Raw genomic sequence first — 12957 nt, 5'->3', positions numbered from 1 at the left:
GGACTGAGATGGTGCAAGAAACGCAGGACTTTCTCGACGGCGCCCTCATTCAGGCGGCGGACTACGACGACGCTTCTGAAGTCATGGAGCTATTGAGTCAAGGTGCAAATCCAGGTAGCCACAACGGATACCCACTCATCATGGCCATTCAAGCTCCGTCAATTAGTAGCTTGATTGCGATGCTGGAACATGGAGTTGATCCCAACTTCACCTACGCCAGAACGACACCCCTCATTCACGCGATAGAGAGGTGTGATTTGGAGATGGTTGTAACGCTGCTCTCGTACGGTGCGTCGCCTTCTATGTCGAACAATGATGGCTTGACGCCGCTAGAGGCTGTTGCGCAAATTGAACCATCCCGGGCTTCTCCCGCGAGACTCGTGGAGATGCGAGATGCCATCCAGCGTGCACTGAACTGTCGCGCCGGATAGGGCCGAGCGGGCGCCTTGTCTCGCAGACTCGGTTATGCGGCCTCGAAATGCTCCAGCATCAACTGCAGGCTGGTGACCCCGTTGTATTCATTGGTGGCGAGGCGGTAGGCGCAACGGATGCGTCCCGGAACGTTGTCGGTGCAGTTGAAGCGCAGCGCGTCGAAGGTGGCCATGCCTTTGCGCAGGCGCAGCTTGAGGTGACGTTCCTTCAGCAGGCGCTGGTTCTCGACTTCGAAGACGTCCTCGAAAACCGGCGCGCCGAATCCCTGGCCCCAGATCTCGGCCTCCAGCAGGCGGGCGATCTCCAGTGACATCCAGGCAGACTCCAGTGCGCCGTCGGTCTCGATGTGGCGCTGCAGTTCGTGCGGTTCCAGCAACTCGCTGACGGTCTGTTCGAAGATGTCGGAGAAGCGGGCGAAGTCCTGCTCGCGGATGGTGAGGCCGGCCGCCATGGCGTGGCCGCCGAACTTCACGATGAGATCCGGGTGGCGCTTGGTGATGAGGTCCAGCGCATCGCGCAAATGCAGCGCGGCGATGGAGCGGCCGGAGCCCTTCAGCTCGCCTTGGTCGTTGAGCGGATCGTCGCTGGCGCGCGCGAAAGCGATGGTGGGGCGGTGGGCGCGGTCCTTGATGCGGCCGGCGACGATGCCGATGACGCCCTGGTGCCAGTCGGGTTCGAACAGGGCAATGGAGTTGCGCTGTTCCAGGCCTTCCATTTCCAGCGTGGCGAGTGCGACGTCGCGCATTTCTTCCTCGATGCTGCGACGCTCGCGGTTCAGCTGGTCGAGCTGCTGCGCGATGTTCATCGCACGGGCCATGTCGTCGGTGATCAGGCATTCGATGCCCAGCGACATGTCGGCGAGGCGGCCGGCGGCGTTCAGGCGCGGGCCCAGTGCGAAGCCCATGTCGAAGGTGCTGGCGCGGGCATGGTCGCGGGCGGCGGCGGCGAACAGTGCGCGCACACCCGGCTGCATGCGGCCGGCGCGCATGCGGGCCAGGCCCTGGCGCACCAGCAGGCGGTTGTTGGCGTCCAGCTTGACGACGTCGGCCACTGTGCCCAGTGCGACGAGGTCCAGCAGCTCGGCGAGCTTCGGTTCCGGCAGCCCGCTCGATGCGAACCAGCCACGGCTGCGCAGTTCGGCACGCAGCGCGAGCGCCACGTAGAACATCACGCCCACGCCGGCCAGCGACTTGCTGGGGAAGGTGCAGGCCGGCTGGTTGGGGTTCACGATGACATCCGCATCCGGCAGCGTGTCGCCGGGCAGGTGGTGGTCGGTGATAACCGTCGTCATGCCCAGCGCGCGCGCGACGGCCACGCCCTCCACGCTGGCGATGCCGTTGTCCACGGTGATGAGGATTTCAGGCTCCATGCGCACGGCCAGCTCGACGATGGCCGGCGTCAGGCCGTAGCCGTATTCGAAGCGGTTGGGCACCAGGTAGTGCACCTCGGCGCCCATGGCGCGCAGTGCGCGGATACCGACCGCGCAGGCCGTGGCACCGTCGCAGTCGTAGTCGGCGACGATCAGCATGCGCGCACCGGCCTCGATGCCGTCGGCCAGTACTTCCGCTGCTTCGCGGATTCCCAGCAGGCCGTCCGGTGGCAGCATGGCCCCCATGTCGCCGGCCAGCTCGGCCGGCATGCTGACGCCCCGCGCGGCGTACAGGCGCGCCAGCAGCGGGTGGATGCCGCTGCCGGCGAGGGTTTGGGCGCAACGCTGGGGAACGTCGCGGACGATGAGTCGGGTCATGGGTTCTGCAGAATTTGCGTCAGGGCGGCGACCGTCAGGGGTTGCCGGAAGTTGTGCCAGAACTGCCAGGCCGGCGCGCGCGTGGCGCGTACTTCAAGCAGGCAGCGTTCCGAAGGGGCGGCGAGGTCGAGCGTGTCGATGCGCCCGTCCCGCAGCGATTGCCACAAGGGCTGCAGCAGCTCGGCGTCCAGTGCGCGCAGGCCGGCCGCCCAGGCGCCGAGATCGCGGGCGAGCACGGCCCGGTGCAGGCGGTCGTCCAGCCACCAGGTGTGTCCGTGCTTGCCGTGGGCGGGGCTGCGTGCGGTGGCTTCGTCCAGCCATAGTGCCCGGCTGCGACGTGCCAGGCCTCGCAACAGCGGGTCGTTGCCCACCAGCGTGTCGGCGGGGGCCGTCAGGGTGGGCGTCGTATCGCCTTCCCCCCAGAACCACAGTGCGTTGAGCGCAGGATGGCCCCCCTCCAGGCGCGCCTGGTTGGCGGGATGGTTGTGCAGGATGACCTGTGCCTCGTTGCCGATGCGGGCCCAGTCGCGGGCGCGCTCGCCTTCGGGCGGAAACAGCGCAACGGGCCGGCCGACCACGTCGTCCAGCGCGCAGAACCGTGCCGCGGCGGGCGCGGGCAGATGCAGGTACCAGCGATCCGGGGCGCTGGCCTCGAAGCGACCGATGTCGCCGAGTTGTTCGTTCAATGCAGCGACCAGCGCCCGGGCTTCGTCGCCGCGGATTTCCAGCGCGTCCGGGCCGGTGGCCAGGAAGGCGTCGCGCATGAAATTCAGCGAGATCGGGTCGGCACACAGCCAGCGACCGTCGTCCGCCGGCGGAATGTCGGGGGCGTCCTCCTCGCCGAGCCGGCGCAGGGCGGCGACGGGCAGGGTGGTGGCGCCGAACTGGCCGGCCAGCCAGTTTGCCAAGGGCCGGGCGGGCGACGACAGCGCCTCGTGGCGGCCCAGCAGGGCACGCAGGCCGGGGAGCTCGTTTGCCGCGAAGACCTGGCCGGGCAGGGCTTGCGGCCAGACGAGGCCGGGCAGCACGCAGGTGATTCGGGCGCGGGAGGCGGACGGGGATTTCATGGGTTCCGACAGGCGCGAGCGGCGGTCGGCGGCGGCCGACGGAGCGGCTTTCCGGCGATGCGCCGGGCAGCGATCTCCTGTCTCGCGGAGGCCTGGCAGTGTAGCATCCAGCCCGCTATGACTTTCGAACTCGCAGTCGGCCTGCGCTACGTACGCGCCAGGCGCCGCAACCGTACCGGTGGCGGCTTCATCTCCTTCATTTCCTTCGTGTCCATGGCCGGCATCGCGCTGGGCGTCGCGGCGCTCATCGTGGTGCTGTCGGTCATGAACGGCTTCCAGGAAGAGTTGCGCGCACGCATCCTCGGCGTGGCTTCGCACGTGCAGATCCAGGCCTTCCAGGGACAGCTCACCGACTGGCCACGCTACGTGGACATCGCCACCAGGCGGCCGGACGTGGTGGCCGCCGCGCCCTTCGTGCAGGAACAGGCCATGTTCTCGCTGGACAGCGCGGTGCGCGGCAGCGTGGTGCGGGGCATCGACCCGGCGCTGGAGGACAAGGTGGCCGACTTCGCCAAGCACATGAAGGTCGGCAAGCTGGAGGACCTGAAGCCGGGCGAATTCGGCGTGGTGCTGGGCATCGAGCTGGCCCGCGCGCTGGGCGTGCAGTACGGCGACAAGGTGACGCTGATCGCGCCGCAAGGGCTGGTGACGCCGGCGGCAGTGCTGCCACGGGTGAAGCAGTTCAAGGTGGTCGGCGTGTTCGAGGCCGGCATGTACGAATACGACGTGGGCCTGGCGCTGATCCACCTGCAGGACGCGCAGACGCTGTACCGGCTGGACGGTGTGTCCGGCGTGCGCCTGAAGCTGAAGGATCTGTTCGATGCGCGCCGCGTGGCGATGGAGCTGGGCAGCGTCATTCCCGCCGAGGCCTACGCCAGCGACTGGACGCAGAGCCACGCCAACTTCTTCCGCGCCGTGCAGATCGAGAAGCGCGTGATGTCCATCATCCTGTCGCTGATCGTCGCGGTGGCCGCCTTCAACATCGTGTCGGCGCTGGTGATGGCGGTGCAGGACAAGCGGGCGGACATCGCCATCCTGCGTACCCTGGGCGCCAGCCCGCGCTCGGTGATGGGCATCTTCGTCATCCAGGGCGCGCTGATGGGGATGATCGGCCTCGGTGTCGGCGTGACGCTGGGCGTGCTGCTGGCGCAGAACATCGACGTCGTGGTGCCCTTCATCGAGCAGACCTTCGGCATCCAGTTCCTGGCCAAGGACGTCTATTACATCTCCGACCTGCCGTCCAAGCTGGAGTGGAACGACGTGTCCTTCGTGGTCGCCGTGGCCTTCGTGCTGACGCTGGTGGCAACCCTGTACCCGAGTTGGCGCGCCTCGCGCATCAACCCCGCGGAGGCCCTGCGCTATGAGTGAGATCGTCCTTCAGGCACGCGGCCTGTCCAAGCAGTTCGGCACCGGCGAGCGCGCGGTGCGCGTGTTGCACGGCATCGACCTGCAGGTGGCGCATGGCGAGACCGTGGCCATCATCGGCGCCTCGGGCTCGGGCAAGAGCACGCTGCTGCACTTGCTGGGCGGACTGGATACGCCCAGCGCCGGCACGGTGAGTCTGCTGGGGCGCGAGCTGTCCTCGCTGAGCGAGGCGGAGCGCGGCGCCATGCGCAACCAGTCGCTTGGTTTCGTCTACCAGTTCCACCACCTGCTGCCCGAATTCAGTGCGCTGGAAAACGTGGCCATGCCACTGTTCATCCGTCGCATGGAAAAGGCCGCTGCACACGCGAAGGCCGAGGCCATGCTGACGGCGGTGGGGCTGGGGCACCGGCTCGACCATACGCCCGCGGAGTTGTCGGGTGGCGAAAGACAACGCGCGGCGATTGCCCGCGCACTGGTCACCGAGCCCCGATGCATCCTCGCCGACGAGCCCACCGGCAACCTCGATCGCCACACCGCCGAGACGGTGTTCGACCTGATGCTCGAGCTGAATGCACGCCTGGGCACCGCGCTGGTGGTCGTCACGCACGACCCTGAGCTGGCCCGCCGCACCAGCCGGTCGCTGACCATCAACGACGGCGTCATTGCAGGGGTGTAGTCACCCGCCGCTCAGCCAGCACCGGCGCGGTTCTCCGCGAAATGCGCATGCCCCGGAATGGGGCGTCGCATGCGCCATTCCGGAGCCTCAAGTCGCCGATTTCTCTCCCGATAACAGGCGAGGTAACTGTGAAAAACTGATTCACAACCTCAACGGAGAGACGCTTTGGTCAATGTTCTGCTGGCTCCCGCGGCGCGCCTCATGGCCCGCCTGAGCTACCCGGCGAAGTTCGCCCTCATCAGCGCGTCGGCGCTGGTCGTCATCGTCTGGCTGGCAGTCGGCCACCTTGGCGCGACCAATCAGGCCGCCAGTGTGGCCAGTCGCGAGCTCGAAGGCCTGCAGACCCTGCAGCCTGCACTGAAGGCGGTGACACTCATCCAGCAGCACCGCGGCATGACATCCGCCGCGCTGGGGGGCGATGCCTCCATGCAAGGGCAACTGGGCGCCAAGGCCGGCGAAGTGACCGCAGCCTTGTCGGGCATCGATGAGGAACTGAAGCGCCATGCCTACAACGCCGGCACGATGGAGCAGTGGACCAGGATCGGCGAGAGCTGGAATGCGCTGCGGACTGACGGTGCGAAGCTGGGCCAGGCGGAGAACTTCGCGGCGCATACCCGGCTGGTGGACATGGTGCTGCGCTTCGTCGGCAAGGTGGCCGACGACTCCGGCCTGTCGCTGGACCCGGAAGCCAACACCTACTACCTGATCATGCTCAGCAGCAGCACCGGCCCGGCCCTCGCCGAGCGCCTGGGCCGCCTGCGTGGCATGGGCGCCGGCATCCTCGCGCGCAAGGAACTGCCGGACATGGTGAAGACCGAGGTGCTTCGCAACCTGGGTGAGCTGGATGCCTTCTACGGCAACCTGAATGACCAGATTTCCCTGGCGCAGGACGCCGACCCGGAACTCGCCGGCAAGCTGCAGGAACTGCACAAGGCATTGCAGGCGGAGATCGCCAGCGTGCGCGATACGGTGCAGATGGAAATCCTCGACCAGCGTTTCCTGATGGCCCCGCCGGAGTACTTCGCGCTGGCCAGCAAACCGATCGCGCGCCTGGTGAAGGACGTCGACGAAACCTTCATCCCCGCGGTGTCCCAACGGCTCGCGGCGCGTGCCCAGGCGGGGCAGACGCGTGTGCTGATGGAGGTCGGCCTGATGGTCGTGGTGATCGGCGTGCTGGCCTGGCTGCAGCTCGGCTTCTTCACCGCCGTGAAGCGCTCGGTGAGGGAATTGTCCGAAGGCGCTGACCAGCTTGCGGGCGGGAACCTTGCCTTCCGCATCCGCTTCTCGGCGAAGGACGAGCTGAGCCAGGTGGCGGACCGCTTCAACGCCATGGCGGATTCGGTCGCGGCGAGCATCGGGGCGACCCAGCGTTCGGCGCAGGGTGTTGCACAGGCCGCGCATGCGCTGGCCGACACCTCGGCGCGGATCGCCAGCAGTTCGTCCGCGCAGAGCAGTGCAGCGGCCAGCATGGCGGCTGCCGTGGAGGAGCTGACGGTCAGCATTGGCGAGATCGGTAGCAATGCGCACGCGGCGGAATCGAACTCCGTGCAGAACCGCGACCTGTCGACGGAAGGCGCTGGGGTGGTGGGTGAGTCGGTGACGGAGATCGAGCACATTGCCCAGGTCGTCGGCGATTCCGCGCTGGCCATCGAGGATCTGGGCCAGCAGTCGCAGCGCATCAACGAGATCGTCAGCGTCATCAGGGAGATTGCCGACCAGACCAACCTGCTGGCCCTCAATGCGGCGATCGAGGCGGCACGTGCGGGCGAGCAGGGCCGCGGCTTCGCGGTGGTTGCCGACGAGGTGCGCAAGCTGGCCGAACGCACCGGCAAGGCCACCGAGGAGATCGGCAACGTGGTGGCCGGCGTGCGCGAGGGAACACAGCGCGCGGTGGAAGCCATGCAGGAGGGCGTCGCCCACGTACGCAGCGGCGTCGAGAAGACCTTGCGCGCCGGCAAGGCGATGCAACGCATCCAGGAAGGTGCCGAGACCGTGACCCATGCCGTACGGGACATCTCGGTGGCGATCAGCGAACAGAACGCCGCGGCCACCTCCATTTCGCAAAGCGTCGAGCGGGTGGCGCAGATGGCCGAGGAGAACGACGCCGCCATCGCCCAGGCCTCGTCCACCGCACGGCAGCTGACCACGCTGTCCAGCGAACTGCAGGCGGCAGTTGCGCGGTTCCGGCTGCGCTGATTCCGGTCATCGGGCTGCAGGAAATGCTACGGGGCAAGGAGGTCACTCCTTGCCCCGTAGCATTTCGAGAACGTGGGTTCAGTCGCCGAAGATGCCGTACCAGCCGAAGCCGGCGGTGTAGCGCGTCGAGTCATCGACGCCGGCATCGCGACCCGCCGTGAGGTCGAGGCCGAATTTTTCCGGGACGATCCAGAAACGCAGACCGATGTTCTGCGTGGCCGGGCTGCGCTGCGTGCCGAGGACTTCCGCGAAGAACAGCCAGCGCTCGTGCGGCGTCCATACCAGCGCCGCGTTGCCGGTGCCGTTGGTCTTGCCGTCGATGTAGTCACGCGCGGCACCGAGGTTCAGGTGCGCTGTCCAGCTCGGGGCGATGTCCCAGCTCATGATGGCGAAGGCGCCGCCTTCCGATCCGCGCCAGTCTTCCGGCTCGGGCTTCACGCGGCCGTAGAAGGCCTTGGCTCCGAACCGGAGCGGCCCCCATTCCAGCTGACCGGGCACCCATTTCAGTGCGACGACACCATCCTTCGCGACCAGTCCGGCTTCGCTGCTGCGCGCGTATTCGAAGCCGAGTTCGAAGTCGCCAATGCCGCAGGCTGGTGACGCCGTCCAGCCGTGGAAATGGTCGCCGTCCTCTGCCCAGCCCTCCAGCTGGCACTGCCGGTCGCCAGCCGTGCCGGCGTCGTCCGTCCCCAGCGGTCGCCCGGCGTGGGCAGGAAGGCTTGTCAGGATCAGGCTGGCAAGCAGCACCGCGGGTAGCGTCGTACGCATGGCTTTCTCCGGTGAAGACCTGTTCCAGTCTATGCCATCCGGGTGCGCGACGACAGCCGCATGAATTGGCGGCCGGGCAGAGAGCAGGTCAGCGTCCGCGTGCCGCCCGCGCTCGCTTGCGCCTGCGCAGTGCGCGGATCAGGTATATGCGCCACCCCAGGCTGACCACCAGATAGCCCGCGGCCGCGAGGATGGCAGCGAGCATCGCCAGGCCGAGCGCCAGCGGTGGGCCGAGCCCGACCACCCAGTCACCGAGCGCCTGGCCCCATTGCAGCAGCTCCAGGTCGCCGCGTTCGGGGGGATGCGTGAATCCCTTGCCGCCGTCATCGATCACCAGGGTGCCGAGTTTGTAGGCGAGCAGGTACAGCGGCACGATGGTGAGCGGATTGGAGAACAGCGTGCACACCAGGGCCAGCGGCAGGTTGACCTTGAAGATCACGCTCAGGATCGCCGCGCCCAGCATCTGCAGCGGCCCGGGGATCAGGCCGCAGAAAAGGCCGACCGCCACGCCGCCTGCGGCCGAATGCCGGTTCAGGTGCCACAGGCGCGGGTGGAGGATGCTGCTGCCGAAGTATCGGCTCCAGGCCTGGTCCTGCAGCTTCTCGGGGGAGGGGAGGTAAGGGCGGAGGAGCTTGCGCATGGTGGGAGCGATCTTACCCTTAACCTGCTTCAGCCCCGCTCGACCTCCCTCGGCTGCCTCGCTGCGGGTGTCATGCTCTAATGCCGCATGCTCTTCCTGACCCTGGGTTTTGCACTGGGCGTTGCCTTGTGCCAGCAGCAGGCAGTACTGGCGCCATCGTGGCCCGCCCTGTGCGGTATCGCGCTGGCGGGCGGAGCGGCGTGGATGCTGCGCTCACGTCCCCGGGCGCTGGCGGCAAGCCTCGTCGTGCTCGGCCTGTGCGCGGGCTTCGGCTGGGCGGACTGGCGCGCGGGGCAACGCCTGGCTGAGGGGCTGCCGCAGGCGCTGGAGGGTGGTGACTTCACGGTATCTGGTTACATCGCCGACCTGCCGCAGCGTACCGAGCGCGGTTGGCGCTTCGTGCTGCGGATCGAGGATCCGCCGGCGGGCATCCCGCCCCGGCTGCTGTTGTCCTGGTATGCGCAGGGTGCCTCTGCTGCGCCGGTCCTGCGCGCGGGCGAGTCCTGGCAACTGCGGGTACGCCTGCGTCGTCCGCACGGCAATCTCAACCCGCATGGCTTCGACTACGAGGCCTGGCTGTTCGAGCGGGGAATCCGTGCGGTCGGGTATGTGAGGGGAGGGGTTGGCGCGGCGGGTGACAACAGGCTGCTGGCAACCCGTGCCGCCGGTTTCGTGCCGGCCCTGCAGGCGACCCGTCAGGCCGTGCGCGAACGCTTCGAGCAGACACTGCCCGACGGCCAGTGGCGCGGCGTGCTGTCCGCGCTGGCAATCGGCGACCAGGGCGCCGTGCCGGCCGCACAGTGGGATCTGTTCGCACGCACCGGGGTGACTCACCTCATGTCCATATCCGGTTTGCATGTCACCCTGGTGGCTGCGCTGGTCGGCATGCTGGCCGGTGCCTTGTGGCGTCGGTCGGCGCGCCTTTGCCTGGTGCAGCCGGCACAGCGCATCACGGTGCTGGCGGGCGCATTGGCGGCCACGCTTTATGTCGCGCTCGCCGGCTTCGGCGTGCCGGCCCAGCGCACCCTGTACATGCTGCTGATGGCCGCGCTGTCCTTATGGCTGCGGCGTCGTGGTGGCGTGTCCTTCGCGCTGGCCTGCGCCCTCATGCTGGTGCTGCTGATTGACCCCTGGGCTGTCCTGTCCGCGGGATTCTGGTTGTCCTTCGGTGCGGTGGCCGCGCTGCTGGTCGCGGCACGCAGCACGGGGGATGCAGATGCCGAAGGCATGCCGGCGCAACTGTGGTGGCGGGCGGGGCAGTGGCTGCGCGCGCAGTGGGCCATCACTTTGCTGACCCTGCCATTGCTGCTGGGTGTGTTCCAGCAGTTCTCGCTGGTGTCACCGCTGGCCAATCTGGTGGCGATCCCGGTGGTCAGCCTGCTGGTGACGCCACTGGCCCTGCTTTTCGCGGTCCTGCCACTTCCTGCGCTGGCCGAGCTGGCGCATGGATTGCTCGCCTTCCTGATGCAGTTCCTGCAGTGGCTCGCGGCCATGCCGGTTGCGAACTGGCAACAGGCGGCACCGCCGGCCTGGCTGGTGGCGCTGTGCGTAGTGGCGGCCTTGTTCGCGCTGCTGCCGCGCGGTGTGCCGGGACGCTGGACGGCGTTGCTGTGTTTCGTGCCGCTATTGGCCTGGAGTCCGCCACGCCCGCCGCCCGGCAGCTTCGAGGTGCGGGTGCTGGACGTGGGGCAGGGGCTGGCGGTGCATCTGCGTACCGCGAGCGGCGACTGGCTGTTCGATACCGGCGCACGCTGGAGCGAGGAGGCCGACAGCGGTGACCGCATCGTGCTGCCCTACCTGCGGGCCGTGGGCGCACGGCGCCTGGACGGGCTGATCGTGTCGCATGACGACATCGATCACTCCGGTGGGGCGGCCAGTGTGCTGCAGGGCATTCCGGTGGCCTGGCTGGCGAGTTCCTTGCCCGTCGACCATGTCCTGCGGCGCAGCGCCCGGCGTCACGTCGACTGCCTGCGTGGTGAAGGCTGGCAGCGGGACGGCGTGCAATTCAGCTTCCTGCACCCGGGTGACGGCGCCGGCGGCAAGGACAATGATCGTTCCTGTGTGCTCAGGGTGTCGTCAGCGCAGGGCAGCCTGCTCATCGCCGGCGACATCGAAGCAGGTGCCGAGCGCGAATTGCTGGCCGTCGAGGCCGGGCGCCTGCGCGCCGACGTGCTGGTGGTGCCGCATCACGGCAGCCGCACATCGTCGACCGAGGCCTTCGTGCATGGCGTGTCGGCGCGGCACGCCGTCTTCACCGCCGGCTATCGCAACCGCTTCGGCCATCCTCACCCGCAGGTGCTGCAGCGCTATGCCACACAGGGCGCGACAATCTGGCGCTCGGATACGCACGGCGTGCTGCATTTCCAGTTCGCGCCATCGGGGCCGGAAGTGCATGCCATGCGCGTGACGCATCGGCGCTACTGGCAAGGGCGGTAAGATGGGGCGACCCAAGGAGGACACCATGACATTCTGGCGCGACAGGATTTCCAGCTTGCTCGGCACGCCACAGGCACAGGCCGGCATGCGCAGGCATTCGGTGCAATGCGTGAGTCCGCTCGGGCTCCACAGGATGTCCTACCTGGAGTGGGGGAATCCCCGCAATCCGCGAGTGCTGGTCTGCGTACATGGCTTGACACGTAATGCACGCGACTTCGATTTCCTGGCGCAGGCGCTGAGCGAGCACTACCGCGTCGTCTGCCCGGACGTGGTGGGGCGTGGCGAGAGTGACTGGCTGAAGAGCCCGGCGGGCTATACCGTCCCGCAGTATGTGGCGGATATGGTGACCCTGATCGCACGCCTCGACGTGGACAGCGTCGACTGGGTGGGGACGTCGATGGGTGGCTTGATCGGCATGGCGCTGGCGGCGCAGGAAGGCACGCCCGTCCGCAAGCTGGTGCTCAACGATGTGGGGCCTGTGATCACGGCGGAATCCTTGCGGCGCATTGGCGAATACGTCGGTCGCGCACCGGAATTCCCGTCGCTGGAAGCCGCCGAGACCTACGTGCGCAAGGTGAGCGAATCCTTCGGCGAGCACACTGCGGCGCAGTGGCGGCATCTCACCGAGCACTCGGTGCAGGCCATCGGCAACCTGTTCCGCCTGCGCTACGACCCGGCCATCGGCGATGCCTTCCGCAGCACGCCCATGATCACCGACATGAGCCTGTGGCCGATCTACGACACCATCAAGTCTCCGACCCTGGTGATCCGCGGTGCGCTGTCCGACCTGCTGACGGCTGAGACCTTTGCCGAAATGGCACGTCGCGGACCGATGGCGAAGGTGGTGGAGATTCCGGCGGTGGGCCATGCGCCCACCCTGTTCTCCAGCGCGCAGATCGACGTCGTGCGTGACTTCCTGCTGGGAGGCACGGCATGACCCTGCAGGCCTTCTTCTCCGGCTTCGGCTGGCTGGACTGGGCGGGGCTGGCGTGGTTCGCGGTGTGCTGGTTTGGCTTCGACATGGTGATCGACCACGGACTCGTCGACCGCACGCTGCTTGCCGAGGGACACCGCTACCGCGTGCTGTGGGCACGGCAGATGCTCACGCGCGAGAACCGCATCGTCGATGCCGCCCTTGTCGGCAACCTGGTGCACAGCGTGTCCTTCTACGCCAACACCTCCATCTACGTCATCGCCGGCCTGTTCGCCGTGCTGGGCGCGCTGGACCAGTTCATCACGACGGCGTCGGAGCTGCCATTCGCGCGCGCTGTCACGCGCGAGGTGCTGGAGGTGAAGCTGTTCCTGCTGCTGGCGATGTTCGTCTTCGCCTACTTCAAGTTCACCTGGGCGCTGCGCGAGTTCAATGTGCTGTCCATCCTGATGGGGGCGGTGCCACCCAAGGAGGCGGACAGCCAGGAGCTGGAGCAGTTCGCGCAACGCACCGCAGCGGTCAACTCCAGCGCGGGTGACGACTTCAACCGGGGCATCCGTGCCTATTATTTCGGCATGGCGGTGCTGGCGTGGATGCTGTCGCCCTGGGCGTTCCTCGTGGGCACGACGGTGATCACCATCGTGCTGGCGCGCCGCGAGTTCGCCTCACCGGTGCTCAGGGCGCTGCAGTAGCGTTAAC

At 67.6% G+C, this 12957-nt stretch carries 10 protein-coding genes and 1 pseudogene; 7 read left to right on the top strand and 4 right to left on the bottom strand.

Annotation, left to right across the window (positions count from 1 at the left end):
• Positions 1-8: 8 nt before the first annotated feature.
• Positions 9-431 (top strand): ankyrin repeat domain-containing protein, encoded by a 423-nt coding sequence (locus VVD47_RS02385; RefSeq protein ID WP_327601794.1) that lies wholly within the window; start codon positions 9-11, stop codon positions 429-431.
• A gap of 32 nt (positions 432-463) precedes the next feature.
• Here the strand turns inward: VVD47_RS02385 and recJ are convergent, their stop codons facing one another.
• Together recJ and VVD47_RS02375 are read right to left on the bottom strand one after the other, a co-directional pair.
• The gene (recJ, locus tag VVD47_RS02380) at positions 464-2179 is read right to left on the bottom strand and encodes a single-stranded-DNA-specific exonuclease RecJ (protein WP_327601793.1); all 1716 of its coding nucleotides are present in this window, start codon (positions 2177-2179) and stop codon (positions 464-466) included.
• The gene (locus tag VVD47_RS02375) at positions 2176-3246 is read right to left on the bottom strand and encodes a hypothetical protein (RefSeq protein ID WP_327601792.1); all 1071 of its coding nucleotides are present in this window, start codon (positions 3244-3246) and stop codon (positions 2176-2178) included. The genes recJ and VVD47_RS02375 overlap by 4 nt, the downstream gene beginning before the upstream one ends.
• 117 nt (positions 3247-3363) lie before the next feature.
• On the opposite strand from VVD47_RS02375, the gene VVD47_RS02370 reads away from it, so the two are divergent.
• The 3 genes from VVD47_RS02370 to VVD47_RS02360 all read left to right on the top strand — a co-directional run bounded on the left by VVD47_RS02370 (position 3364) and on the right by VVD47_RS02360 (position 7483).
• Entirely contained in the window at positions 3364-4614 is a 1251-nt protein-coding gene (locus VVD47_RS02370) for a lipoprotein-releasing ABC transporter permease subunit (protein WP_327601791.1), read from the top strand.
• Entirely contained in the window at positions 4607-5287 is a 681-nt protein-coding gene (gene lolD, locus VVD47_RS02365) for a lipoprotein-releasing ABC transporter ATP-binding protein LolD (RefSeq protein ID WP_327601790.1), read from the top strand. Before VVD47_RS02370 ends, lolD begins: the two co-directional genes overlap by 8 nt.
• A 201-nt stretch (positions 5288-5488) precedes the next feature.
• The gene (locus VVD47_RS02360) at positions 5489-7483 is read left to right on the top strand and encodes a methyl-accepting chemotaxis protein (RefSeq protein WP_327601789.1); all 1995 of its coding nucleotides are present in this window, start codon (positions 5489-5491) and stop codon (positions 7481-7483) included.
• Between the two features lie 78 nt (positions 7484-7561).
• Here the strand turns inward: VVD47_RS02360 and VVD47_RS02355 are convergent, their stop codons facing one another.
• Positions 7562-8251 (bottom strand): hypothetical protein, encoded by a 690-nt coding sequence (locus VVD47_RS02355; protein ID WP_327601788.1) that lies wholly within the window; start codon positions 8249-8251, stop codon positions 7562-7564.
• A gap of 88 nt (positions 8252-8339) precedes the next feature.
• A complete protein-coding gene (locus VVD47_RS02350) occupies positions 8340-8891 on the bottom strand; it encodes a DUF2062 domain-containing protein (protein WP_327601787.1) in 552 nt (183 codons plus the stop codon).
• Between the two features lie 87 nt (positions 8892-8978).
• On the opposite strand from VVD47_RS02350, the pseudogene VVD47_RS02345 reads away from it, so the two are divergent.
• The 3 genes and pseudogenes from VVD47_RS02345 to VVD47_RS02335 all read left to right on the top strand — a co-directional run.
• A pseudogene (locus VVD47_RS02345) lies at positions 8979-11231 on the top strand (DNA internalization-related competence protein ComEC/Rec2); the annotation flags it as partial.
• Positions 11232-11352: 121 nt separating this feature from the next.
• On the top strand, positions 11353-12264 hold the full coding sequence (locus VVD47_RS02340) for an alpha/beta fold hydrolase (RefSeq protein WP_443080922.1): 912 nt from the start codon (positions 11353-11355) through the stop codon (positions 12262-12264).
• Positions 12261-12950, top strand: a complete 690-nt coding sequence (locus VVD47_RS02335) for a DUF599 domain-containing protein (protein ID WP_327601785.1) — start codon at positions 12261-12263, stop codon at positions 12948-12950. Before VVD47_RS02340 ends, VVD47_RS02335 begins: the two co-directional genes overlap by 4 nt.
• The last annotated feature ends 7 nt before the right edge of the window (positions 12951-12957 follow it).

Origin of the sequence: Uliginosibacterium sp. H1 (assembly GCF_036017065.1) — a bacterium.
Taxonomy (GTDB): Bacteria; Pseudomonadota; Gammaproteobacteria; order Burkholderiales; family Rhodocyclaceae; genus Uliginosibacterium.
Note: the sequence above shows the minus strand (reverse complement) of the source record. Positions and strands in the feature narration are given on the sequence as shown.

Coding starts and splice junctions, on each gene's coding strand:
- VVD47_RS02370 (WP_327601791.1), top strand. CDS start 3,364: ATGACTTTCGAACTCGCAGTCGGCCTGCGCTACGTACGCGCCAGGCGC.
- VVD47_RS02355 (WP_327601788.1), bottom strand. CDS start 8,251: ATGCGTACGACGCTACCCGCGGTGCTGCTTGCCAGCCTGATCCTGACA.
- VVD47_RS02385 (WP_327601794.1), top strand. CDS start 9: ATGGTGCAAGAAACGCAGGACTTTCTCGACGGCGCCCTCATTCAGGCG.
- VVD47_RS02340 (WP_443080922.1), top strand. CDS start 11,353: ATGACATTCTGGCGCGACAGGATTTCCAGCTTGCTCGGCACGCCACAG.
- recJ (WP_327601793.1), bottom strand. CDS start 2,179: ATGACCCGACTCATCGTCCGCGACGTTCCCCAGCGTTGCGCCCAAACC.
- lolD (WP_327601790.1), top strand. CDS start 4,607: ATGAGTGAGATCGTCCTTCAGGCACGCGGCCTGTCCAAGCAGTTCGGC.
- VVD47_RS02360 (WP_327601789.1), top strand. CDS start 5,489: ATGGCCCGCCTGAGCTACCCGGCGAAGTTCGCCCTCATCAGCGCGTCG.
- VVD47_RS02375 (WP_327601792.1), bottom strand. CDS start 3,246: ATGAAATCCCCGTCCGCCTCCCGCGCCCGAATCACCTGCGTGCTGCCC.
- VVD47_RS02350 (WP_327601787.1), bottom strand. CDS start 8,891: ATGCGCAAGCTCCTCCGCCCTTACCTCCCCTCCCCCGAGAAGCTGCAG.
- VVD47_RS02335 (WP_327601785.1), top strand. CDS start 12,261: ATGACCCTGCAGGCCTTCTTCTCCGGCTTCGGCTGGCTGGACTGGGCG.